This window comes from Candidatus Ancaeobacter aquaticus (genome assembly GCA_030765405.1).
Lineage (GTDB): Bacteria > Auribacterota > Ancaeobacteria > Ancaeobacterales > Ancaeobacteraceae > Ancaeobacter > Ancaeobacter aquaticus.
The window spans coordinates 48,277-72,293 of record JAVCCP010000056.1 but is presented as its reverse complement, the minus strand read 5'-3'; the positions used below and the strand labels follow the sequence as shown (position 1 = coordinate 72,293).

The 24,017-nt window shown below is 39.2% G+C and carries 24 protein-coding genes; all 24 read right to left on the bottom strand.

Translation table 11 applies throughout. The annotated features are described in order from the left end of the window. Positions 1–504: 504 nt before the first annotated feature. The gene (locus P9M13_07760) at positions 505–738 is read right to left on the bottom strand and encodes a hypothetical protein (protein MDP8263182.1); all 234 of its coding nucleotides are present in this window, start codon (positions 736–738) and stop codon (positions 505–507) included. Continuing rightward, entirely contained in the window at positions 722–1,009 is a 288-nt protein-coding gene (locus P9M13_07755) for a BrnT family toxin (GenBank protein MDP8263181.1), read from the bottom strand. Before P9M13_07755 ends, P9M13_07760 begins: the two co-directional genes overlap by 17 nt. Positions 1,010–1,217: 208 nt before the next feature. Beyond that, positions 1,218–2,216 (bottom strand): hypothetical protein, encoded by a 999-nt coding sequence (locus P9M13_07750; protein MDP8263180.1) that lies wholly within the window; start codon positions 2,214–2,216, stop codon positions 1,218–1,220. 35 nt (positions 2,217–2,251) lie between these two features. Next, positions 2,252–4,834: a secretin N-terminal domain-containing protein gene (locus P9M13_07745; protein MDP8263179.1), complete on the bottom strand. Its 2,583-nt coding sequence runs from the start codon at positions 4,832–4,834 to the stop codon at positions 2,252–2,254. A gap of 25 nt (positions 4,835–4,859) precedes the next feature. After that, positions 4,860–5,237 (bottom strand): hypothetical protein, encoded by a 378-nt coding sequence (locus P9M13_07740; protein MDP8263178.1) that lies wholly within the window; start codon positions 5,235–5,237, stop codon positions 4,860–4,862. Between the two features lie 7 nt (positions 5,238–5,244). Then, on the bottom strand, positions 5,245–5,463 hold the full coding sequence (locus tag P9M13_07735; protein MDP8263177.1) for a MerR family transcriptional regulator: 219 nt from the start codon (positions 5,461–5,463) through the stop codon (positions 5,245–5,247). 278 nt (positions 5,464–5,741) lie between these two features. After that, positions 5,742–6,326, bottom strand: a complete 585-nt coding sequence (pilO, locus tag P9M13_07730) for a type 4a pilus biogenesis protein PilO (protein MDP8263176.1) — start codon at positions 6,324–6,326, stop codon at positions 5,742–5,744. Between the two features lie 24 nt (positions 6,327–6,350). Next, positions 6,351–7,037, bottom strand: a complete 687-nt coding sequence (locus P9M13_07725) for a PilN domain-containing protein (GenBank protein ID MDP8263175.1) — start codon at positions 7,035–7,037, stop codon at positions 6,351–6,353. Between the two features lie 30 nt (positions 7,038–7,067). Next, a complete protein-coding gene (gene pilM / locus P9M13_07720) occupies positions 7,068–8,084 on the bottom strand; it encodes a type IV pilus assembly protein PilM (protein ID MDP8263174.1) in 1,017 nt (338 codons plus the stop codon). Further along, a complete protein-coding gene (locus P9M13_07715; GenBank protein MDP8263173.1) occupies positions 8,084–8,494 on the bottom strand; it encodes a response regulator in 411 nt (136 codons plus the stop codon). The genes pilM and P9M13_07715 overlap by 1 nt, the downstream gene beginning before the upstream one ends. Positions 8,495–8,502: 8 nt before the next feature. After that, the gene (locus tag P9M13_07710; protein MDP8263172.1) at positions 8,503–9,642 is read right to left on the bottom strand and encodes a HAMP domain-containing sensor histidine kinase; all 1,140 of its coding nucleotides are present in this window, start codon (positions 9,640–9,642) and stop codon (positions 8,503–8,505) included. A gap of 24 nt (positions 9,643–9,666) precedes the next feature. Then, entirely contained in the window at positions 9,667–11,313 is a 1,647-nt protein-coding gene (locus P9M13_07705; GenBank protein ID MDP8263171.1) for an ATP-binding protein, read from the bottom strand. A gap of 7 nt (positions 11,314–11,320) precedes the next feature. After that, positions 11,321–11,998, bottom strand: coding sequence for a hypothetical protein (locus P9M13_07700; GenBank protein ID MDP8263170.1), 678 nt, complete (start codon positions 11,996–11,998; stop codon positions 11,321–11,323). A gap of 57 nt (positions 11,999–12,055) precedes the next feature. After that, a complete protein-coding gene (locus P9M13_07695) occupies positions 12,056–13,111 on the bottom strand; it encodes a pilus assembly PilX N-terminal domain-containing protein (protein ID MDP8263169.1) in 1,056 nt (351 codons plus the stop codon). A 46-nt stretch (positions 13,112–13,157) separates the two neighbouring features. Further along, positions 13,158–13,679: a prepilin-type N-terminal cleavage/methylation domain-containing protein gene (locus P9M13_07690; GenBank protein ID MDP8263168.1), complete on the bottom strand. Its 522-nt coding sequence runs from the start codon at positions 13,677–13,679 to the stop codon at positions 13,158–13,160. Between the two features lie 14 nt (positions 13,680–13,693). Next, on the bottom strand, positions 13,694–14,068 hold the full coding sequence (locus tag P9M13_07685) for a type II secretion system protein (GenBank protein ID MDP8263167.1): 375 nt from the start codon (positions 14,066–14,068) through the stop codon (positions 13,694–13,696). 82 nt (positions 14,069–14,150) lie between these two features. After that, positions 14,151–14,504 (bottom strand): type II secretion system protein, encoded by a 354-nt coding sequence (locus P9M13_07680; GenBank protein MDP8263166.1) that lies wholly within the window; start codon positions 14,502–14,504, stop codon positions 14,151–14,153. Positions 14,505–14,885: 381 nt separating this feature from the next. Continuing rightward, positions 14,886–16,253, bottom strand: coding sequence for a sigma-54 dependent transcriptional regulator (locus P9M13_07675; protein MDP8263165.1), 1,368 nt, complete (start codon positions 16,251–16,253; stop codon positions 14,886–14,888). A 231-nt stretch (positions 16,254–16,484) separates the two neighbouring features. Beyond that, a complete protein-coding gene (locus tag P9M13_07670) occupies positions 16,485–18,104 on the bottom strand; it encodes an ATP-binding protein (GenBank protein ID MDP8263164.1) in 1,620 nt (539 codons plus the stop codon). Between the two features lie 19 nt (positions 18,105–18,123). Then, positions 18,124–19,323 (bottom strand): type II secretion system F family protein, encoded by a 1,200-nt coding sequence (locus P9M13_07665; GenBank protein ID MDP8263163.1) that lies wholly within the window; start codon positions 19,321–19,323, stop codon positions 18,124–18,126. A gap of 14 nt (positions 19,324–19,337) precedes the next feature. Continuing rightward, positions 19,338–21,041 carry an ATPase, T2SS/T4P/T4SS family gene (locus P9M13_07660; GenBank protein ID MDP8263162.1) on the bottom strand — a complete coding sequence of 568 codons (1,704 nt, stop codon included), beginning with the start codon at positions 21,039–21,041 and terminating at the stop codon, positions 19,338–19,340. A 246-nt stretch (positions 21,042–21,287) separates the two neighbouring features. Then, positions 21,288–21,728: a hypothetical protein gene (locus tag P9M13_07655; GenBank protein ID MDP8263161.1), complete on the bottom strand. Its 441-nt coding sequence runs from the start codon at positions 21,726–21,728 to the stop codon at positions 21,288–21,290. A gap of 88 nt (positions 21,729–21,816) precedes the next feature. Beyond that, a complete protein-coding gene (locus P9M13_07650) occupies positions 21,817–22,221 on the bottom strand; it encodes a hypothetical protein (protein MDP8263160.1) in 405 nt (134 codons plus the stop codon). A gap of 123 nt (positions 22,222–22,344) precedes the next feature. Further along, positions 22,345–24,000: a chaperonin GroEL gene (gene groL, locus P9M13_07645; protein ID MDP8263159.1), complete on the bottom strand. Its 1,656-nt coding sequence runs from the start codon at positions 23,998–24,000 to the stop codon at positions 22,345–22,347. Positions 24,001–24,017: the final 17 nt, after the last annotated feature.

Genomic DNA, 24,017 nt, shown 5'->3' with positions numbered 1-24,017 from the left:
TTCTCTCAGGCTTCGCATAATTCGTTGCCTTACTATGCGCTGAGTTCTGTACCGACCTGCTGGTTAGGCTTTAGTCGGGCTGGTTTTCCAGCTTGCTTACATTAGCTTTCTTGGCGCACGGGACAGATCACTTAATTATCTTCCTTAAAAATCGGGCTAGCAATCTGGTCAAAACGAACCCATATCTGGGTTCTCATACTACCCACTCTACCTAAAATAGAAAAGGCAGCCCTAATGGACTGCCTTTTCTATTCTGGCGGAGGAGGTTGCAACCAATTCGAACTGGCTGTGAAATACACTCTAATATCAAGATACTACCCGTTAAAGACTACCAGAAGATAACTCATAAGATTCAGGAATTATGTTTATTGGGTATGTCTCTCCAAGATATAGCCAAATCAGTTGGCATTAGCAAAAAACCGCAATTAAATCCTTCAAACGGGTATAATTATTAAGACAGGCTGAAAAAGCTAAGATACATATGCGACATAGATAGATGATTAATTAAGCAGAATGTTTTGCTACATATATACTTAGCAGTTTACGTATCATCTTCTGGTATTTCGTATGTTTTTTTGTAGCTTGTTTTTTGAAATAATCCAGACTTGATTCCTCGATTCTTAGCGTTACTTTTACCGTTTTTTCGGGAACAACTAGTTCGTCAGGTGACGGCAAATAATCCTTAACTCTAGTCAATTTCCCAATAGGCATATCAGAACTTTTAGTCTTTTCCTTCATAGTATTTACCTCCTTTTCTCCAAAAACCCGCACCGATTATTCTGATCTTTCCAGCTCTATAAGTAAATCTCACAGTTATTATTCTATTTTCGACTTTTCCAATACAAAACAATCTTTCCTCTTCAACACTATGTTTTGAATCCTTATAAATTTTTCTTTCCGGATCCTTAAAAGCCTGCACAGCCGTCACAAAATCGATTCTATGTTTTCTTATATTTGCTGCTTCTTTTTCATCATCCCATTCAAAACTGATATTTTTATCCACTGCCATATAATCATTATATCCTATATTGACTATTTGTCAATACATTTATACATATTATTATACATACAATTAATGAAGCATATGGGATTGAAAAGGATTCAAAAAGGCATGTTTTAAGATAAATGGTAGCAGCTACCATTTACTTGTGACTTTTACAGTCTCAGTGGCGGAAGAGGGAGGATACTTAATTCTAGAATATCCTGCCCCTTTAATCCTATAGCAGCCCTAAAAACTTTTCTTTCTTTTTATCTTTGAATAAATCTTCAAGCAGAGTATCAACTGCTTTACTTATAGAATCATCTGTCATCTTCTTCGGCTGATTATCATCGTAGGCAAGTGTTGACGGAGGGGTAAATCTTGTTTCAATTCTATTATTCCACAATATCTTGCCGCTTTTAACGTCCTGAAGATAGAGCCGAATCTGGACATAACAGTTTGAAAGTTTTGGCGGAATATTGGCGCCCGGGCCCGATCCCATATCGTTGCTGTAAACATACTTGCTAATCCCTGATGAATCCGGGAGTCCTTTTTCGTATCCTTGTTGATACACAAACGCGCCCGCCCCTTCAACGAGTCCGCCGACTGTTGCCGTTAACCACCCGTTTTTGCGGTTTAAACTCTTCGTTTCATTAAAACCATATTCAATAATCTGTCCACGGATAATTTTATCAGCTCCCAACGTATTGCCTATTTCTCTTACCTTGCCTTTCGAGAGGCCAACTTTCACGCCGTCCAAGACCTTGTTATTGCTAAAATCACCCGTCGTATCCTGAGACATCATATGAACAAGATTTGCCTGTTGTACTTTTTCATGAGGGTTGTTCATCAGTTCCCACTGAGGGTTCGACACATCCTCCACGTTTTTATCCATTACCGCAATAATTCCTTCCTCAATCAAAAAACCGTTAACATCTTCCTGATTGAGGACAGTGATCCCCCGCGAAACAAGTCCGTCGGTGATCGCCTCCATTACTTTTAAATTGATTCCATAGCGAGGATTGCACAGGAAAGACTGTTCTTTCGAGTAATCCGCAAGCGGGAAAATCGCCACAGTATTCATGTCTTTGACAACGGTCTGCGTTGAAATCTTCTCGGCGGTGACATTTGTTTTGACAGGTTTCACCGTCGTCGCAACAGGTTTTACCGTTGTCGCACAACCGATAAAGCTCATAAAACCGGCTAGAATCACAAAAATATACATTCTTTTAGGCATTTTTTTCTCCTTTATAAAATATTTTTTCATAACAACTATTCTTCACCAGTATAGATACTGTCATTCGTGCCCTCTGACAAAAGTTTTTCTCCTTCTTTTTTGCTGAGAACATATGATCTCACACTTTCATCTGCTCCTCTGCCCTTAAGAACAATAGTCGCCTTAACAAATATCAACAGATCGATTTTCTTTGTGCTCGTTACCGTCCTCCTAAAAAGCTCCCCGATAAAAGGTAGATCAGATAAAAACGGAACACCTATACGCGTTTCTTTCTTTTCATCTTTGAGAAGGCCACCAATAACAACCGTTTCCCCGTTTCCGAGTAAAATCTGTGTATCAGCCTCTCGCGTTTCGAGTACCGGATAAGTTATTAGCGGTATACGCGTATTTGGTTCAATTATTGTCATGTCATAAAGTCTTGATGTCACCGTAGGATGGAGGATCATATTTATATATTTTTTATTGCTCACTTGAGGCACTACGCTCAAACGAATTCCTACTGGCAAATAACCATTAAATTGGGCGGAAACAGTCGGTTGCCCGACAGCGCTTGGGGTAATCTCTGTCGAAAGAAGAGGTATCTCCGTTCCAACAACTATTGACGCCTCCTGATTACTATACGTCATAATCTTAGGCGCCGAAAGAATATTCGCGCCACTGTTTTCTTCCAGCATATGCAATATAACCTCTACCTGTGTATTAAGCAATTTCTCCATCTTGAATTTAAATCCGCTGGTATCCGGATTTAAACCCGTCGAATTTGGGTTAAACGACGAGGGAGTCATATTTGTGTCATATGAGAGATTTTGAAACCCCATTTTTAGATTTTCAAGAACTGAGGCTCCTCCCTCGGTGAGCTTTTGGGTCACCACGTGCCCACCGTTACCGGCACCCAAGAGCCCCGCTTCAATACCATTAAATCCGGATCCCCATTCAAAACCGATATCGCGCAGAACATCCCGGTCTACCTCAACGATCTTCGCTTCGATCATGATCTGATAGGGCATCACGTCAATCGTATTAATAATCTGCCGGACATTCTCCATATTCGAGGGAACTTCTCCAACGAGGAGCGTTCTCGATTTACTCGGTTTTTTTTCCGCGCGTTCTCCGATGCTCATTTCGGGCCTGCCTGCTGCTCCTCCACCTCCCCCCCCCTGGTCTTTTGGATCTCCCCTGAAAGACCATCCGGTTTGTCCCGCCAAACTAAGGATTGTGACGCACCCACGTGCAGAAAGCAGTCTGGGAAGACTAGATTCCTCACTTTTTGGATCAAGCAATTTCTTAACATCTTCCGCATCGACATATTTAAGCTCAAACACTTCATAAATGAGTGGGACACTGTTGGCTATAATTTTATTGTAATCACTAATCTCTATAATCTTTTGCTTTGTCCTGATCGTTATAAAATCCCCTGGTTCAATATCACTAATCAGTTTATCAGAGGGCTGATATGTTAAGTTAGCCGTCCGCATAATTGTCTCAAATGCTTTCCTCCATGGAACAAACTTCCCGTCAGTTGTAAGCGTCACTTTTACATCAACTTCTTCCCCTACAGAGATATAAACACCACTAATTCCTGATATGTCAGACATAACATCCCTGATGGGTTCGTCTTTGTAGTCAAGGATAATTTCGTTAATTTTTTGCTTTTTCCTGATTGTTATAAAATCCCCTGGTTCAAACTCACTAATCATTTTGTCAGAGGGCTGATATTCAAGTTCAGCTGTATTGATAATTGTATTAAATGCTTTCCTCCATGGAACAAACTTCCCGTTAGTTGTAAGCGTCACTTTTACATCAACTTCTTCCCCTACAGAGATATTAATACCACTAATTGCTGATATGTCAGACATAACATCCCTTATGGGCTTTTCTTTGAAGTCAAGTTTAATTTCGTTTTCTACCCCTTTAACCTCTTCTTTCAAAACACTCTTTTTTTCCGGGGCATCCTTCTTCGCGAGCTGATCAAGTTTCTTGATCGTTTTCTCAATACTATTGAGATACCGGGGATAATCTTTTATTATTATTGACCGGGAAGAAACGTTTGGCTCGACTTTTCCTTCATCGGATAAAAGCGCCTGTACTCCTTTTGCAATTTCTACAGGATCTCCATACTGCAGGGTGTATAGTGCCGTCATCATTTCTTCTTTTTTCAGGTTTTCTATGGACATCACCCGTATAATCCCATCATCTTGAACATGCCCGTAACCATATGTTTTCAGAAGTATATCAAGCGCTTTTCGCCACGAAACGTCCTCCAATTTCATCGAAATCTTTCCTTTTACTTCTGGGCCTGCAACAATATTTACCCCTACCTTTATTCCAATAGTCTCTAACGCAACCCGGATATCGGTATCGGGAAAATCGAAACTGATCGTTTTTTCAGCGTCAGGTGCCGGAATATTTTCTGGGGAGACAACTGCATCGTCCTTCTTGATATCGGTGTCGTTTACATTCCCTTCTATAACCTGAGAGACAGCCTCTAAAGCCACATCTTGGGCAGCTGGAGATACTTCATCAGCAGTAAAAGCGAACTTGGTAAATGCTATACTGAGCAGGAACACAGTCACAATACAAAGACCGGCATAATAGTACTTCAGTTTATTTTTTTGCATTATTTTCCTCATTTTGTATGGAGCTTTATTTATATTTTTGCATCTTTAATATTACTGACTCGCCTTTATAGATAAGCTCTACTTTATTATCATTTATAGACACTACCTTTGCATCAAATATACTGTCGCCAACACGGACAACTTTACCTGAAAGCACTGCCAGCGTTTCACCGTTATCACTGATGATTCCTTCAATCTTTAAATTACGTACGGTATATATTCCGCCTCTTCCCTTCCCTAGGGGAGTAAAAGGATCTCTCATGTTCTTGCTATCATACGAAAAATCTTTAGATGGCGCTTTTGTATCGCTCTTCTTAGCATCTTTACCTACTGCTATACCAAAAAGACATACACTTACTGCCATCAATACTAAAGAAATAATAATTATAGTTCGATTCCTCATACATTCCTCAATGTGTATTCTTAAATAATTTTAACTGTTCCTGCGGATACTCAATCTTAAAAGCATACTTAGCAATCTTTTTAATATCACCTTCTGTATACACACGATAACCGGCACGATTCCGTTTCGGTTGCGGGATAAGACCCGCTTTTTCCCAATTATAAAGGGTGCTTCGTGCTATACCGATTTGTTTTAATACATCACTAACTTTATAATATGTCTTCATAGTCTTTCTTATGCATGGTTATCATTAATTATTAAACCTTATTAAACGTTATTAAAGATATATTGTCAAGGGAAAGTCTCCTGGTGAGGACGATTTTGGGACGAAGCCCGAGAAAATCTAGGGGGGATGGGAACAATTAATGCGAGCAAAAAAATCTCGTAGAGATTTCGAGAGTGGAAATTTCACCGATCAGTGTGTGTCGGAATGCTGTAACCCTGCTCTGTGTAAACTCGTACGTACATTGGATAAGTGAAGCGAGATAATAAGATAGTCGAAGACTATTCAAGAAGCGGCTTTTTTAAAACAAGATATTTTACTTTAATCTCAACATTGTGCTGATACGGTGTTTTGGGATTATACCCTATTGATACATTTTTTATTTCTAAGAATTTTGTCTTCTTCTCAAGCGTATTTATGAATTTTCCGGCTTCATGATAGCCAGCTTTTAATTTTATTTTTGCATGACGAAATGTAAAGAGCGGGTTCTCGGCCTCTTCGACTGCGCCCTGAACCTTTTCACCTTTATATGGTTCAATCTTCTCTGTTTTAAATTTTAAATCGTTTTCGATCTCAGCAACTGTACGAAGTATCCATGACGTGTCCGCTTCTTTCGGGATACCTCGCTCCAATTCTTTGATCCGTTTTTCAAACACCTCGTGCCGATCAACAAATTTATCCTTGTTCTTAATCTTAAACTCGGCATCCTCAATTTGACGGGAAAGATCAGCTGTCTTCTTTTTTGTTTGAGCAATTTTCCCAAAACCCGGAGCAAGAAGCATATACCAGAAACCAGCACCGAACGCTAAAACAAAAATAACTATAAGCATGCCCTTTTCAAGTTGTTCTTTAGAGTATTTTGCCATGTGTATCCCTTTTATACTTTTATACTATTTCTTTACTGTACGAGAATATTTATCTCTAAACCAACATCGAATAGAAAAATTCTTAAAATCATTTTTACCACTCTCAAACGACATGAGGTCAACTTTTCGAAATATATTTTCAAATCTTGGAGACGCCTTTAAATTGGCAATAAACGTCTCAATTGTTTTATCATTTTTATCCAAAGATTTATAGTTTCCATCAACAATAAGAACATTCCTCGCTTTCATTCCGCGACGTTCCGTTTGCTGCTTTCTCCCTCCCACCATTGTAATAATCAATTCGCTTACCATTTCATTAAATGATGCACTTTTAATTGATGTTAAATGCACATTCCACGGAGTAGCATCACTTATAGTATTTAAGATCATTGACCACGCGTATCTTTGGGCATCTTTTTTCTTAAGTGCGGTTTCGTTTGAATAAAATTCCTTTTCTTTATCAAGCATCTTTTTTATCGGGGCGTACTCTCCCTTTATAGCAAGCCATTGTTGATGTACGGCAGAATACTTATTGTTATAATACCCACTGGGCATCAGCACAACAGTTACATAGACAACCCCAAAAAAACAGACGAGCGCACAAAAAACTATTATTAATATCTTTTTTAAACGTGCTGTACTCAGTGCTTTTAGCTTCTGCTCTTCAGGCAGTGTCCTTAAATATCCAGGCAAAAGATTTATTTCAATCATAACGTTCTATCCAGTACATTTTTTAACACTTTATTCTTTTGGATTACTCCTCACAGCCAAACCGATGCATAAAGCAAATAAAGGACTTATCTTATTTATTTCATCACTATTTTCATTGTTTTCCAAGGCACATATAGACAGTGGATCAATTATCTCGTAGGGTATTTCAAGCGCACTGCTTATCATATCAGCAACACCTTCTAAAAGAACGCCTCCGCCAACAAAGAAAAGCCTCTGGACATTCTTCCCGGATTCACCTTCAAAGAAATTAAAAGACATCATCAACTCTTCAACCAAATTGTGTACGGTTTTTGCTAAGTACGTCTTTACATCTTCTGAGCCAGTTTTTTTCATTTTTTCCGCTGAGGCAAAATCACACGAAAGTGCCTCGCATATCGCTTTTGATATAGCGTTGCTCCCAATATTTATTTCTCGTGAAAACACCGAATCATTCTTAATAAGTATCCCCAGTTGTGTTGATAAAGCACCGAAATCAATGCACGCGGTAATTTTATTCTCAATGCCCTTACGCTCAATATATGCTTCATATAGATTAACCAATGATAACGATGGGATTTCAACCATACTTGTCGTGAGTCCTGAATCATTAATGATCTTTGTGTGACTCATTATAGAATCTTTTTTTGCAGCTGCTATGATCCCTTTCAGAGATTGTGTATCGGAGGAAACGGTTGAAGAGAGGAGCGCTATATCATAAAAATAATCATTCAGATCTATAGGTATATATTTATTCTCTTCCTGTTTTACTTTACGCAAAATTTCATTCTTGTTTGCATTTGGAAAATCGACATTTCTCACAACGACTGAACGCCCAGATATGGTTGTCCTGACATCACTCGTCTTAACACGCATCTTTTCCGCGGTATCACGAATAAGCTTTGTAATTACCTCATCACTTACTCGTACACCATTATCAGATATCTCTTCAATCGCGTAGTCTTTGAGCGTAAGGGCATTGCCTTCCTTTGCGACATGAATGATCTTTAGAAATTGTCTACCTATATCTATAGCTACTAAGGAACCCACTATTGTCCTTTCATCTTTTCAATGTCGTCAATTGCGTCACAAATCAATGCGGCAGCCTGCTCAAAATCCTGACTCTTTCGAAAAAATCCAAATACTCCGTATTTTTCCGCTTCCTCAATCCTCTTATTCAACCCAAATGCGGTAATCAATATTACCGGGACCTTCTCATCCAGCTTTCTGATCTCTTTTAATGTCTCCACACCATCCATTTCGGGCATAAGAACATCAACAAAAACAATATGAGGCTTATCCTTTTTAAATAACTCGATACCTTTTCTACCGTCTGTAGCGGTACTTACCCTGAATCCCTTCGAAAGCATCCATGCTTCAATCGCAAACAAGAAATCAGCCTCATCATCAATTAATAATACATGCGTGGTTTTTTTGTTTTCTAGATTAGCATCTGTCATTATTCCTCCTATCTCATACTTTTTGATGGTATTACAAACATGAATTTTGATCCCTTTCCACTTTCACTTTCAACCCAGATTTTACCGCCATGAAGAACGATAATATCTTTTGTAATCGATAAACCAAGGCCTGTTCCCTCTTTCTTATGTTCTGTTATCCTTTCAAACTTGTCAAAAATCCGTTCTTGATCGCTCACATCAATACCAACGCCGGAATCCTGCACCGACACATGAACCTCTCGCGCTTTTAATGAAGCTGATAGCGTTACTTTCCCATTATCCGGAGTAAAATGCGCGGCATTCACTAACATATTGGTAATAGCTTGAATTACTTTGTCTCTGTCAGCACCAAAAGTGAAGTTTGGCGGTTGGATATCTGTTACTAATTTAATATTCTTTTTCTTAAATAAAATATCGAGCGGCGTTAAGATTTCCTCAAGTATCTCTTCTATATGAACATCATCAACGCGCAGATTTATTTTTCCCGCCTCAATCCGAGAAATGTCAAGAATGTCCGTTACTAAACGGATAAGTCTTACAATATTCCTTTTACTGATTTCCAGTACCTGTTGCTGTTTATCGTCTATACGAGAGTCGAGATTTGTCTTAACGATCTCGAGTGTCTCACGTATAGTCGCCAGAGGATTAAGTAGTTCATGCGCAACATTTGCAACAAAACCAGATTTCATCTGATCCATTTTCTTTAGCTTTTCATTTGCTTCCTGCAGTTTTACATAATTATCCAACAGTTTCTTATTGGTATTATTAAGCTCATTCTGGGATAACTCAAGGGCATTTGTTTCCGACTTTATTCTATTTATAATTTGATTTAAGGATCCGGCAAGCTCGCCTACTTCACCTTCTGCTTTATGTTCTTTAATCTCATCCGTTTTTTCACCGTCCAGCACTTTCTTAGCCTGGTCATTTACGGTAATGACTGACTGGAGAATACCTCTGACTGAAAATGCGCCGACAAACGCGAGAAAAAGCACCAGCCCAACGCCGACAACAAGCCACAGATCATAATTAATATTCGGCATTATAAAGTTGGTTATTAAATAGCCAACATACAGAAGAGGTATAATTGACATAAAGACAAAACTGACTATAAATTTATAGATGATGCCTTTTTGCTCTTTCGTTTGCATTGGTATCTCCTTTGCAAGTGCCTCTTACATTATTTTTGGTATGGTGAAGGTAAAGACCGCGCCCTTACCTTCTTCACTATCAACCCATACTTTACCGTTATTTGATTCAACAATATGTTTTACAATAGTAAGGCCCAGGCCAAGACCGCCGGCCTTGAACTCAATCGTGCCTGAGTGATGATGTTTTACATCTTCAATATTATAAAACCCATCAAATATTCTATCGTGCTCTTTTTGAGGAATACCGATACCATTATCTTTCACTTCAACCTTTACGCGATCCTTATCATCGATCAATTTAATGTCTATGTGGCCCCCATTAGGCGTATACTTTATTGCATTCACCGCAATATTGGTGATAACTTCATTAATTCCTTCTCTACTTGCAAACACATAAATATCTTTTGCTTTCAAATTCATGCTTAAGTTCTGATTACGGCCATCTATTAAAGGCTGTAAATCACTAACGGTTTCAGATATTAACGCGTTAATTTCAAACTCTTCTTGAGCAGATTTTAAATTTTTATAACTTACCGGACTTTTCGATACCTTTGACACATCAGAAATGATCTTTTTTAATTTCGCAACACGCGAACACATTACCTCTAATACCTTGTGCTGTTTTTCGGTAATATCACCGAACAGCTTGTCTTTCAAGAGCACCGCATATTGGTCTATTATAGTAAGTGGCGTTGCAAGTTCATGCCCTACTAATGTTATCATCTTCGTTTTTATATCATCAATATCCTGTAATTTGTCATGTGCCTTTTTGAGATCACTATATAGGCGTGCGTTTTCCATACATTCTGCAATATGGCCGGCAATAACACTTAATATTTCCAAATCATCAACGGTAAAACCGCCAACCACTTTGCGTGTATCTATCTCTAATACCCCGAGTATTTTATCATGTACTCTAAGCGGAACACACATAACTGATCGAATATTCTCATATATAATGCTTTTTGCACCTACAAAACGGTCATCTTGCGCCGCATCTGACGACAAAATAGATTTACCTGTTTGAAATACGGTATTAATTATCGTCTCGGAACATCTTGCGAAATCTATTTCACTTTTTTTCTCCAAATTATATGCTATGCGAGGATAAAGCTCTCCGGTCTTTTCATTATTGATAAATATAAAACCATTTTCAGCTTTCATCATGGCAAGTACCACTTCCAAAGAATCTCTTAAAATAGTACTAAAATCAGATAGTGCGGTAAGCGCTTTCGTTACCTTATAAAATGCGGACAATATTTGATACTCTCTGAAATATATCGTCGCACTCATAGACTCAATTTCTTCCTCACCATAGGATTTGAGATCAATATCAGGAGTTTCCATGATAACTTTATTCTTATGTTCCTCTTTTTGAGAGGTGAGCTCGGCAACATATTCTATAATTGTTTCTCCGATCCGGATTTCATCGTTCAAATCAAGCGCCTGTTCGGTCACTCTTTCACCATTTACGAAAACACCATTGGTACTCTTTAGGTCTTTAATGACAAACACATCTTTTTTCCAGACTATTTCGGCATGAAACCGCGACACAGACTCATCAGGAAGAATAATTATGTTATCTTTTCCGCGCCCAATAGACACCCTCTTTGAATACAACTCCAAAACAGAATTCTTTCGGGGACCGGTTTTTATATGTAATTTGTGCATATAGTCACTATTCTCTTTTGATCTCTTTAATGGTCTTAATTTCGGTTTTCTCAAATACTATGGTGTTACCGGAAAAACCAATGGTTATCGTATCACCTGTTTCGCTGATGATATCCCCTCGAATTTCGCGGCCGTTATTAAGATATATAATATGTTTTGGCTCATCATAGACAACCTTTTCTTCCTTTGGAAAAATTTTCTCGTTATCTTCGGATATTTCAGCTTTCTCTTCGGATTCTTTTCCAGATATTTCAGCTTTCTCCATCAATGTCTTGCACGCAGCCATCCCTTCTCGGGCGCTCTCACAGGCACTTTTCTGATCAGCATATTCATCTAAAACCGTCTGATATTCCTTCAGCGCCTGCTCATATTTGCTCAAATCCTTATGTATGTCTGCAACTTGGCACTGCAGCATCGCGCACCATGCCTTTTTCTCCGGATATTTGTGAATTACAGCACGCAAACCCGTAATTGCCTCTTTCATCTGCAATTTTTCCTTCGCAGTTATCTTTCTAATCTTCAAGACCTCAGATTTCGCATTTTCAAAACTGGCATCCGGGAACATTTTCTTGTACTTGTCCTTAAGCTTATTTAGCGCATGCTGATCAATAGCATCTGCATAAACATTTATGCTAAATTGGAAAATTACCAATGCCGAAAAACATATTATTAAAATTATTTTCATGCCCGATCTCTTTGTAAAAAGTGTTTATGCACCTTACCCATAAATAACAGATATATATTATAATTCACTCCAGCTTCCTGTTTGAACAGAGACTGACGTAGTCCATGCGTCTAAATCCGCTCCCCCATCTTCTAATAAATCTCCGACATTACTCAATGCCTCAGAACTGTATCCGATATAAGCATCTCCCATGCCGAAAAAATTACCCGTCTGATTAAGTGTAACAATCGCCCCAATAATCATAGCACTCCCGGTAACATGCGTTACCTGATCGGCTATTATCAAACCCACAAAGATACCAGTAATATTTTTCATGGTTGCAGTATAGGTGTCATTATGCACAATTAAAAGCCCGGAAGATACTCCAAGGTTAATGCCAGTCCACGTCCCCCCTGGCGGATCGTACCGGTACATGCCAGAAAAGTTTGTTGGTTCTATAAGCGTCTCTTGAATATTATCTGTATACCAGTCTTCAGATACATTTAATATTTCCCACGGGTCAATAATTTCATCATTGTTTAGGTCAACCTCATCTATTATGAGAGGATCTTCATCATATGAGCCTTCTTCAGCAGGACTTGCAGGGGCTATACCGCTCCCGCCAAGTTGAGAACTGCCTTGTTGATTAAACTCTCCGGACGTACTTAACCCATAGGTTCCGGGATCACCTGTTAAAGCACCTGTTATGTCATGATCTCTACCATCAATCGTAATATTACCCGTTGTTCCAACATCACTATACACTGTCGCAGCACCGTTTATATTAGGTATCCGACGAACATTAACGTTCATACTTACTGTTCGTGAAGAGTTATTAAACGTTCCCACGGAGGTTATGGTAGTCGTCCCTGTCCCGGAGTAGGTAACCTGATACGAACCGTCACCTAATGAATCGGAAACAGGTGATGAGCCACCATTTTTCAGCTCGTATATATTCCTCTGCAAACCCGCTTCAGCTATATAAAATACCTTTACCGTATCGTTTATATTTTTCACCTGCATGCTACCGCTTGATACAAAGATCATATAATTCCCTACAATGAATGACATTATAAGAACAAAAAGTGCACCACCCACTAATGCGCTTCCTCTGTATAATCGGGCACTTTTCATATATACCACCGTCCTTCTTCTCTTATCGATACTTTTGTCAATGACATCATGGCGCAACATAATTTCTTAATTTTACCTCAGTTCTAATCTCTACTGTCTGGGTTTCAACAAAATCATAATCAGATCCAATTCCAAAATTTATTTGTACCCTATCAGGATTAGCCAGAGGAATATTGAATAAAGGTACACCGACGACTTTTTCAACATTATCTACTAAATCAACTTCAGCGCCGTCCACTAAATATTTTAATGTATTACCATCCAGCCAAATACGCTTGTTAACATCTAAATCCAACTGATCACCTGAAACTGATGCACTCGTACACCCCCTGATGTATCGATCAATTTTTTCTGCTGTTAAACTCGCTTCAACCACTGCATGCGACTTGGCTGCTGCTGCAAACATAAGGCCTTGCGACGTAAAGTAAACTGAATATATGCCGGCGGACACAATAACAAGTATCCCCACTGACATTATTACCTCAATTAACGTAAAACCCCTATACGATAACAGGTTCTGTACCCCTGTTTTCCCTTTTGTATTATCGTATGTAGTTTTACTAACCATTTGGGCCCTCTTTCCTACTGGGTAATAACCGTTGAAATTGATTCGGTCTCTACAAAAGGCGATCCAAGCTGATTCCACGTCACCGTAACCGTTATGGTTTTATAACTTCCTGTGATAATTGTTACTGAACGATTAAACCCAATAGGATTTGTGCCTACGGGTAGATTGGGTTCCAATGGATAGTTTTCCGCCGTAACACCACTATAGGTATCTGATTTAATTTCTTCCAGCTTCTCAGTTATTAAATTTATGGCCACTGTCTTATTAAGATTATGCTGCGCAATTTTTCCGGCAAACGTAAGGCTTATTAAGATCGCTCCTGAAGCTATCAGGACAATAGTAATAGCCACCATCAGCTCCAAAAATGTCACTCCGCTTTCACGTCTCATAGTACAAAACCCCTCATTTAAAAGTGCATGATAAGGGCGGTACAATAACCGCCCTTACCCATACTATGCAATCATACAATAGTTACCCTTGGACCGGCACTGCTACAGTGCCATGTGTGCCACAGCTCGCATTTCCTCCTAACGCCGGATACGTATATGCTCCGCCGCTTGGACATGTCGGGGCTCCGCCTTTGATGTAACTATTCACTGTTGCTACTGCCGGTGTTGCTGCTGAAGCTGTACCAAGCTCTAATCCGGCTTGTTCCGTTGCATGTTCAATTAATCTCAGATTATTGAGACATGCATTTGTACGAGCCATAGTACGAGCTTTGATCAGATTCGGTATTGCGATTGCTGCAAGTAGTCCAATAATCGCAACAACAATCATGATCTCAACCAACGTAAAACCTTTTGACTTCCTCAATCTCCTAAACATAACCTCCCCCTTTCGTTTTTAGTTACTGTTTTAGACTTTTGTGGGACTTCCCACAGTTCCATATGTTGAACAACTCCAATTTCCCCCTTTCCCTTAATTCACATGCTTTTCTTTCCATCATATACCTCCAATACATATCACTTATGTTCGCATTATTCATGCCAAAAGACCAAATAAGGTGCAAATTATATATAAGCTTCTTATTATAAATATGTAGTGCTCTTTATATTTTTCCATACATTCTTTTTTATTTTGAACATATTTGTCAAAAATAAGAAATTTTCGTATATTTTTCTCATTTTTGAGAAAATACCAATAAAAAAAGCGCCCCAATCCATCGGGACGCTTTTCACCTTTTCCGTTTCCGTATACACACTTTGCTTACTTCTTGCTTGATATACCTAGCTCATCAATCTTCCTGTATAGCGACGCTAAACTTATCCCCAATAATTCAACAGCTAGTTTCTTGTTCCAGCTTACTTCTATCAAGATACTCTCAATATGTTTTTTTTCGGCTGTTGATAAATATTCATTCAGTGAAGGATCTGCTTCATGGTCAGCATCTGTAAACTCTTTTGCTGCACGAATAGTATCGGGAAGATCACTTAACTCAATACTTGTTGTATCACACAAAGACATTGCCCGTTCCAAAACATTTTCAAGCTCCCGTACATTCCCCGGCCAAATATAGCGCTTTAAAGCCTGCAACGTCTCGTCAGGAATAGATAGATTGGTTTTCCTGGCACTATTGATTTTATCCATGATATGTTTTACCAAAAGCTCTATATCATCTCTGCGCTCTCGTAACGGAGGAATATTAATAGGAATAACGCTCAAACGATAAAACAAATCTTCTCTAAACGTACCAGCCTTTACTTTTTCTGAAAGATCCTCATTCGTTGCGGCTATAATACGTACGTTTACTTTAACGCTTTTTGAGTCTCCTACCGGTCTTATTTCTTTGTCTTGCAGCACTCTCAGCAAACTGACCTGTATTGCTTGACTCATTCCCCCAATTTCATCTAAGAAAAGTGTTCCTTCGCTTGCTTCCTGGAAAAGACCGTGTTTTGTGCTCACCGCACCGGTATAGGCGCCCTTAACATGTCCAAACAACTCGCTTTCAAGGATGCCTTCCGGTATTGCCCCGCAATTTATTGCAACAAAAGGTTTATCACTTCTGACACTATTGTAATGTATTTCTCGCGCGACCAACTCTTTTCCCGTGCCGCTTTCACCTTCAACCAGTACCGTTGTATCAAGATCAGAGACCTTCTTTATCATATCAAAAAGATCCATAATCTCAGGACTCTTTCCAACAATATTTTTAAAACTGTAGCGTTCTCTGAGCTCTTTCTTTAAATAAATATTTTCTTCTTTAATTTTTTTAACATCAAATCCCCTTTTTACCACAAGGCGTAATTCATCAAGCTTAAATGGTTTTACTACGTAATCGTGAGCACCCTCCTTCATTGCGTCTAACGCTGTCTGTACTGAAGCAAATGCTGTTACAATAACGACAACGATTTCCGGATCAATTTTTTTTACTTCTTTTAAGACTTCAATGCCGCTCATATCGGTCATCTTAAGATCAGTGACAACCAGCTCAGGTCGTTCCTTTTTTACTTTATCAATGGCATCATGACCGCTATATGCCGTACATATTTCATATGCTTCTGTCTCAAGGGTTGCCGATATCACTTCAACCATGCTTTTATCATTATCAACTACCAGTATTTTACTTCCAGACATAACTCCTCCATAAAATCTCTCTGTGCTACTCATATTAACCGCATAATAACTATACTAAGGGGTTGTGACAAAATAATATCCACACAATTTGGAGACTCATCTTTGGCCGTCTGCTTCGTTGCTCCTCCTTAACGTACCGCAGAGGGTACGCCAGCGTCGTCACGCCTTGCATACGACTCAAATCTAAGCCCCCCAATTAGGGACATTATTATTTCACAACCCCTAAGAACCTTATTTTGCAACAGGTAAAAGTATTGTAAATATTGTCCCTTGCCCTAACAAACTCTCCACTTCGATTTTTCCGTTATGGCGTTCTATAATAGACTGACAAATCGCAAGACCTATTCCGTACCCGTTCTTCTTTGTACTGTAAAAAGGATCAAAAATCCTTCCGGCAACATCTTTTGATATTCCCGGACCATTATCTTCTACTTTTATCTGCGCAAAGACTTTACCTTCTTTTGGAATCAGTGCTGTACGGATAGTAACTACCCCGGAATCAACGAACACATCAACGGCATTATTGATCAAATTAATGAGCACCTGTTTAATCTGATCTGCATCTACAAACACGGTAATAGTATCGTCTTGTGTTTCAATCTCAACACGGATATTAGTTGGCAACTGTAAAGACATTCTTATAAGATTAATCGTATCAAATACGATACTGTTTAAATTCCAGTTTCGTTCGTTCTCAGGTTTCCCTTTAGAATAATACAGAAATTCTTCGATCAACTTATTTAAATGTCCTGATTCTTTAAGTATGACATTTGCTAAATTGACATTTTTATTATCGAACGCATCCTGTTCTTTGAGAAGCTCTATAGAACCACAAATTGAGGCTAATGGATTTCTGATCTCATGAGCCATACCGCTTGCTAGTTCACCCATAATTACCAATTTCTCACTTTGCTTTACTTTTCTTTTTAATTCTAATACTTCCGTAACATCTGAAAACAGTATCACTTTGCCCGTATGCTGTTTGTTTTCATCATAGAGATAGGATATATGTATTTTGAAAACTTTTAATTCCGTATCACCGACGGTTACCGGTACATTCATTTGGAATAATGATTCATGCTCATCTAGTGACATTTTCTCGTCACTAATTTTAAATATATCTCTCCAATCCTTACCAATTATTGATTCTATCGTTACCTGTAAAATCTCTGCCGCGGAACTATTCGCATATTGAATAGTGTCATTCTTATCAACAGTAATGACTCCTCCAAACATCGCCTCGAAAACCCGTTCGCTGAGATTTTTTACCTGATAGAGTTCTTTTGTTCTATCGCTCAACAGTTTGTTAAGGTGAATACTCAGATAACCGGCAAAACCAAGAATGACCATACGAAACGAGACAACATAGAGAACAACAAGCCCGCCTTGCGTATACGAGCTCCACGGGGAAAACTTTGTAGGAATAACATGATAATATTCCCCGGTAACCAAAAAGCTATAGCACAGTATTACAATACCGGTGATAATTCCCGCGCCCCGTTCAGACATCATAAAACTCGCACACACGATCGTCGGAATGTACAGGAAAGCAAAAAAACTGTCTACTCCACCGGTAAAATGTATAAGTGCTGTCTCAATAATCACGTCAACGACTAACTGAAGATATACCGCAAAAGAAGTCCACTTTTTCTTAACAAACAGAAAAAGATAGAAAAAAGAAAGGACATAGACTATTGCTATAACATAGTAAAAAGGTGCGGGTTGGATTTTTAAAAGAAAAACAGCAAGTAATAACGCTACCGTAATAAAAAGCAGCCGTACCGCTATAAGTATTTTTATATTCCTAAGCTTTTTATCAATAGATGTATTTATACAGCCCCCTAAAAACATCACCTTTCAGTAACACTTATCAGTGAATCATTGTGGAGATCTTAAATATTGGCAAGAACATACAGATCACAATACCACCGATAACAACGCCAAGAACAACCATGAGAAGCGGCTCAATAATCGAGGTAAGCCCCATTACCGCCGCGTCAACTTCATCATCATAGTATTCAGACATTTTTTCTAACATCTCTTCAAGGTTACCTGTCTTCTCACCGACTTCTATCATCTTAACAACCATTATGGGAAACACCGGACACGTTGAAAGGGGCACGGCTATGCTTTCTCCTTCACGCACAGCTTTTGTTGTCTTATCAACCGCAGCCTCAACAACTTTATTTCCAACAACGCCTTTAATAATATCTAATGCCTGTAAAATTGGTATGCCGCTCTCAACCAAAACCGACAGCGTCTTTGCAAAACGCGATATGACTACTTTCTTTATCAAAAGACCGAATACCGGCACCTTTAATTTAAACGTGTCAAACACCACTTGTCCCATTTCTGTCCGCAGCAATTTCCTCATTATAAAAAAAATGGCCACTACCCCGATGATAAACAGAATAGACCATTCTCTTAAGAAATTACTGAATGCGATCAGTACTTGTGTCGGAGCCGGCAGCGTCCCCCCAAAATCCGCATACATCTCCTCAAATACCGGAATAACTTTTATTATAAGAAACAATGTAATACAAAGACATGCCCCGGTAACGATCGTTGGATACATCATCGCTGATTTTATCTTACGGTTCATTTTATCAACAGATTCCATATAGCTTGCAACTCTCTTTAATATCGTCGGTAATTTCCCGCTCGATTCACCGGCATTAACCATATTAACAAAAAGTGACCCGAACACTTTCTCATGCATTCTAAACGCTTCCGACAAACTGTATCCAGACTCTACTTTACGCGTAATCGCCTGCAACATATCCTGCATACCCTGATTCTCTGATTGGTTATGCAGGATATTAAGTGATTCAAGAATGGGAAGTCCGGCATTTGCCATTGTGGAAAGCTGACGAGAAAAAGTTACAATATCTGCGCGCTTAACTTTTTTTCCTCTTTTAACAGGCCTCTTTTTGTCCCCTGACGAGATAGTAACGACAAATATATTCTTGTCCCGGAGAATATCTATCGCTGTTTTTTCTGATTGAGATTCAATGGTGCCTGTAATCTCATTTCCTATCTTATCTTTTGCTTTATAATCATATAATGGCATATATACACCTTACATTAGTCCTTTGATGTTTCTCTTAAGACTTCTTCAACCGTTGTTAACCCTTTTCGTACCGCATCAAGCCCTACCATTCGTAACGTTTTCATTCCATCTTTACACGCTTGATCTTTAATCGCTTTTGCGGATGTTTTTTCTGCAATTAACTCACGGATAGGATCGGTCACTTTAAGTGTCTCAATGAGTGACATTCTTCCGGCATATCCTGACCCCCCACAATTTCTACATCCTTTGCCTTTAAAAAATTGCTGTTTTTTCCCGCCCTCATGTGAAATCTGTGCGACATCCAACACAGCGGCTGCAATCTCTATTTCCTTTTTGCACGCGGGACATATTTTTCTCACCAACCGTTGTGCCGCTACAAGCAGTACCGACGAAGATATCAAAAATGGCTCAAGTCCCATATCGCTGAGCCGTGTGATTGTACTTGCGGCATCATTGGTGTGTAAAGTTGATAATACAAGGTGCCCGGTGAGCGCCGCTCTTATCGCAATATCAGCCGTTTCCTGGTCTCGAATTTCACCTATCATCACAATATTGGGATCCTGTCGCAATATTGATCGCAAGGCACTCGCAAAAGTAAATCCAATATCTGGTTTGACTTGCACCTGATTAACGCCGGGAAGCTGATACTCAACGGGATCTTCAACGGTAATAATATTCACTTCCGGCTTATTAATCTCATTTAAGGCAGAATACAACGTCGTTGTTTTACCGCTTCCTGTTGGACCGGTTACCAGTATCATCCCATAAGGATTTACCAGCGCTTCCTTGAAATCTTCCAGTCCTTCGTCGTGGAACCCCAGTTTATCAAGCGCCATTTTTTGCGAGCCCTTATCTAAAACTCGTATAACAATTTTCTCTCCAAAAATTGACGGAAGCGTTGATACACGAAAGTCAATATATCTTCCCTGCGCTTTGATACGAAACCGTCCATCTTGCGGCAAACGCTTCTCGGTAATATCTAAGTTTGCCATGATCTTTACCCTAGATATCATCGCGGCTTGAATTTTTTTCGGTAAAATTGCTTTTTCATACAGTATCCCGTCAATGCGTGATCGCAAACGAACAAGATCCCTAAACGGCTCCAGATGAATGTCACTTGCCTTATCCTTGAGCGCCTGTATAACCATATAGTTTACTGCCTTAATGACCGGAGCTTCCTCAACCGCTTCCATCATCTTGTCGACGTTAATATCTTCTTCTTCCTTAATATCTACTTTTGAGATCTCCGTATCGGTATCCTCTAATATAGATTCCATTTTGGGTGATACGAGATAGTAATTGGTAAGCGCTTCATTAATGTCTTTTGACCCTGCAATAACCGGATTCACTTTAAAGCCGGTCATGATTTTAATATCGTCTATAGCAAATACATTAAGCGGATCAGCCATAGCAACGGTCAAATTTTCCCCTACTTTTGAGATGGGAATAAGCTGATAGAAAAAAGCAATATCTTTGGGGATAATATCGAGTACGGCCTGATCTATTTGTACTCGTGAAAGATCAATTGGAGGAATAATAAGATGCTCCGAAAGAGAAGCAATGAGATCTTTTTCTTTTACAAAACCATTTTCAACAAGTACCTGGCGTAATTTACCACCTTGTTTCTTCTGAATCGCATACGCTTCTTCTAGCTTTTCATTAGTAATGAGATTACTGTCCAGTAGTATCTCTACGAGGCGTTCTTTCAAAGATTTCATAGACGACGTGTACCCTTATCTTTTCATATAGCGGGTAGCGGATAGTTAAAGAATAAAACAAAATCTAAACGCTTCCGCTACGCACCCCCGACTCCCACCGCGTAGGAGTCACCTTGTGCCACCTACGCGGTGTCGAATCACGATTCACCAATCATTACACGCTATAGTTTATGGCGCTCGGGGCTCGGTATTTGGTTCTAAAAAAACTATCCGCTATACGCTAAACGCCATGCGCTACACAAATGATTACTTCTTTATTCTCACTATTTTCTTAAACGCAACTTTTGTATCCGAAACACTCGTTAAAAAACATCTGACTTTACCTTCATAAATGCTCTCGAGTTCTTTTTCCTGTTCCGGTGATAATATATCGCAGATCGCTACTGTTACTATATGTCCGATTTTATCAAGAGGAATGATGTGATGTTTTTCAATAAAGGCCTGTGGAACACGAGCAATTAATTCTGAGTCAAAATGATAATTATTCAGACTGATATAAGGCATACCGTATTGTATAGCAAGAACTTGAGCGAACTTCTCTTCATCTATAAAACCGAGATCTATAAGAGATTCCCCGATCATTTTTCCGGACTCTTTTTGATGTTTCAGCCCTTTATTAAGCTGCTCTTCATCAATGAGTTTTCGATCAAGTAATATTTCACCCATTCTTTTATTATGGATTGTCATGGCAGATATTTTACACCATAACGCTTATTTTGCCCAGTAAAATTTCATTATTGAAGAATATACCGTTTGGGAAGGACGAGGTTGTGCGCTATTTTTTTTTATGTGTAGATTGAATCGTTTTTTGTACTTCGGCAATGTCGTTTGTGAACACTTCATCTAGCATAAATACATCTTTAAACTCTTCTAATGTATCCGTATCAGACTTCGATAACACCCTTACCTCAATAAGCTTAAATACAATAACACCAAAATCACCTGAAGCATTGATTCCCCAATGTTCGATAACATCTTTCGCCATAGGGCCATACTCTTTAATACCGTAGTCGCAAATGCCATCAAGAAGTTCTTTCCCCGAAACATGTCGCCTTTGGGAAAGCTCTTTCTGGCAATATTCTAATGCCGCCATCACAAAAGAAAATGCTTCCGGCGCATACGGTTTGCAAAATTCAATAAAATCTTTCCTGTCTTTAAAAATTGTATCAACTGCACTCATTTTCTATCCCATCATATAAAACAGTATTTGCCAGCCACCGGCTTATTGGTAACTGGCAAATATGTTTTTTTGTTACATCATAAACTGTTCTTCATCATTGAAAGAACATGCACGATCATAGGTTTAATACATACCGCCCATGCCGCCCATACCACCCATGCCGCCCATACCACCACCAGGCATTGCAGGAGCTGCTTGTTCCTTCTCTGGAAGATCAGTAATACATGCTTCTGTTGTTAAAAGAAGTGAAGCAATGCTTGTCGCATTCTGAAGTGCTGAACGTGTTACCTTCGTCGGGTCAATAACTCCTGCTTTCATAAGGTCTTCAAAAACACCTGTATCAGCATTGTACCCAACCGCATCTTTTTCGCCCAGTACCCTTTGAACAATGACAGAACCTTCTTCACCAGCGTTTGACGCTAACTGTCTTAAAGGTTCCTGCAACGCTCTTCTTACAATATCCACACCTATTTGCTCATCACCTTCGAGCTTTAATGAACTAATAGCTGAAATTGATCGAATAAGAGCTACACCTCCGCCAGGAACGATGCCTTCTTCAACAGCTGCCCGTGTCGCATGCAAAGCATCTTCTACACGTGCTTTCTTTTCCTTCATCTCTGTCTCCGTAGCAGCACCAACTTTAATGACCGCAACACCACCAGCTAACTTAGCAAGTCTCTCTTGAAGCTTTTCCTTGTCATAGTCTGACGTTGAGTCTTCTATCTCTTTCTTGATTTGAGCAACGCGTGCTTGAATGTCAGCTGTTTTACCAGCGCCTTCAATGATCGTTGTATTCTCCTTATCAATCGTTACCTTCTTAGCACTACCAAGATCAGCAACATCAATATTCTCAAGTTTCAATCCGAGATCTTCTGTAATTGATTTTCCGCCAGTTAAGATAGCGATATCTTCAAGCATGGCTTTTCTTCTGTCACCAAAACCAGGGGCCTTCACGGCACATATCTGCAGTGTTCCTCTGATCTTATTAACAACAAGTGTTGCAAGCGCTTCGCCTTCAACATCTTCAGCCATAACTAAAAACGGTTGCCCTAATTTTGCAACTTTTTCCAGAACCGGTAGCAAATCTTTGATATTGCTGATCTTCTTCTCATAAATGAGAATAAGACAATTCTCAAGAATAACTTCCATTGAATCCGGGCTAGTCACGAAATAAGGTGAAAGGTACCCTTTGTCAAACTGCATACCTTCAACAACATCAAGTGTTGTTTCAATAGTTTTTGCTTCTTCAACGGTAATGGTTCCATCTTTGCCAACCTTATCCATTGCATCAGCAATAATCTCGCCTATTGCAACATCACTGTTTGCAGAAATTGTAGCAACCTGACAAATCTCTAATCTATCTTTTACCTTTTTGCTCATCTTTACGAGGTTTGCGACAATAGCTTCAACAGCTTTTTCAATACCACGTTTCAGTGCCATTGGATTTGATCCTGCGGTAACATTCTTCAAACCTTCGCGATAAATTGATTCTGTGAGAACGGTGGCTGTTGTTGTACCGTCACCAGCAATATCACTTGTCTTTGAAGCAACTTCTTTTACCATCTGAGCGCCCATATTTTCGAACGGATTCTCAAGATCAATTTCTTTAGCGACTGTTACACCATCTTTTGTAATCGTTGGTGAACCGAATTTCTTATCAAGTACAACATTTCTCCCTTTCGGACCAAGCGTTACCTTAACAGCTTTTGCGAGCCGCTCAACGCCACGCAAAATCGAACGGCGAGCATCATCACTATATTTAATATCCTTTCCACTCATACCAACATCCTCCTTTT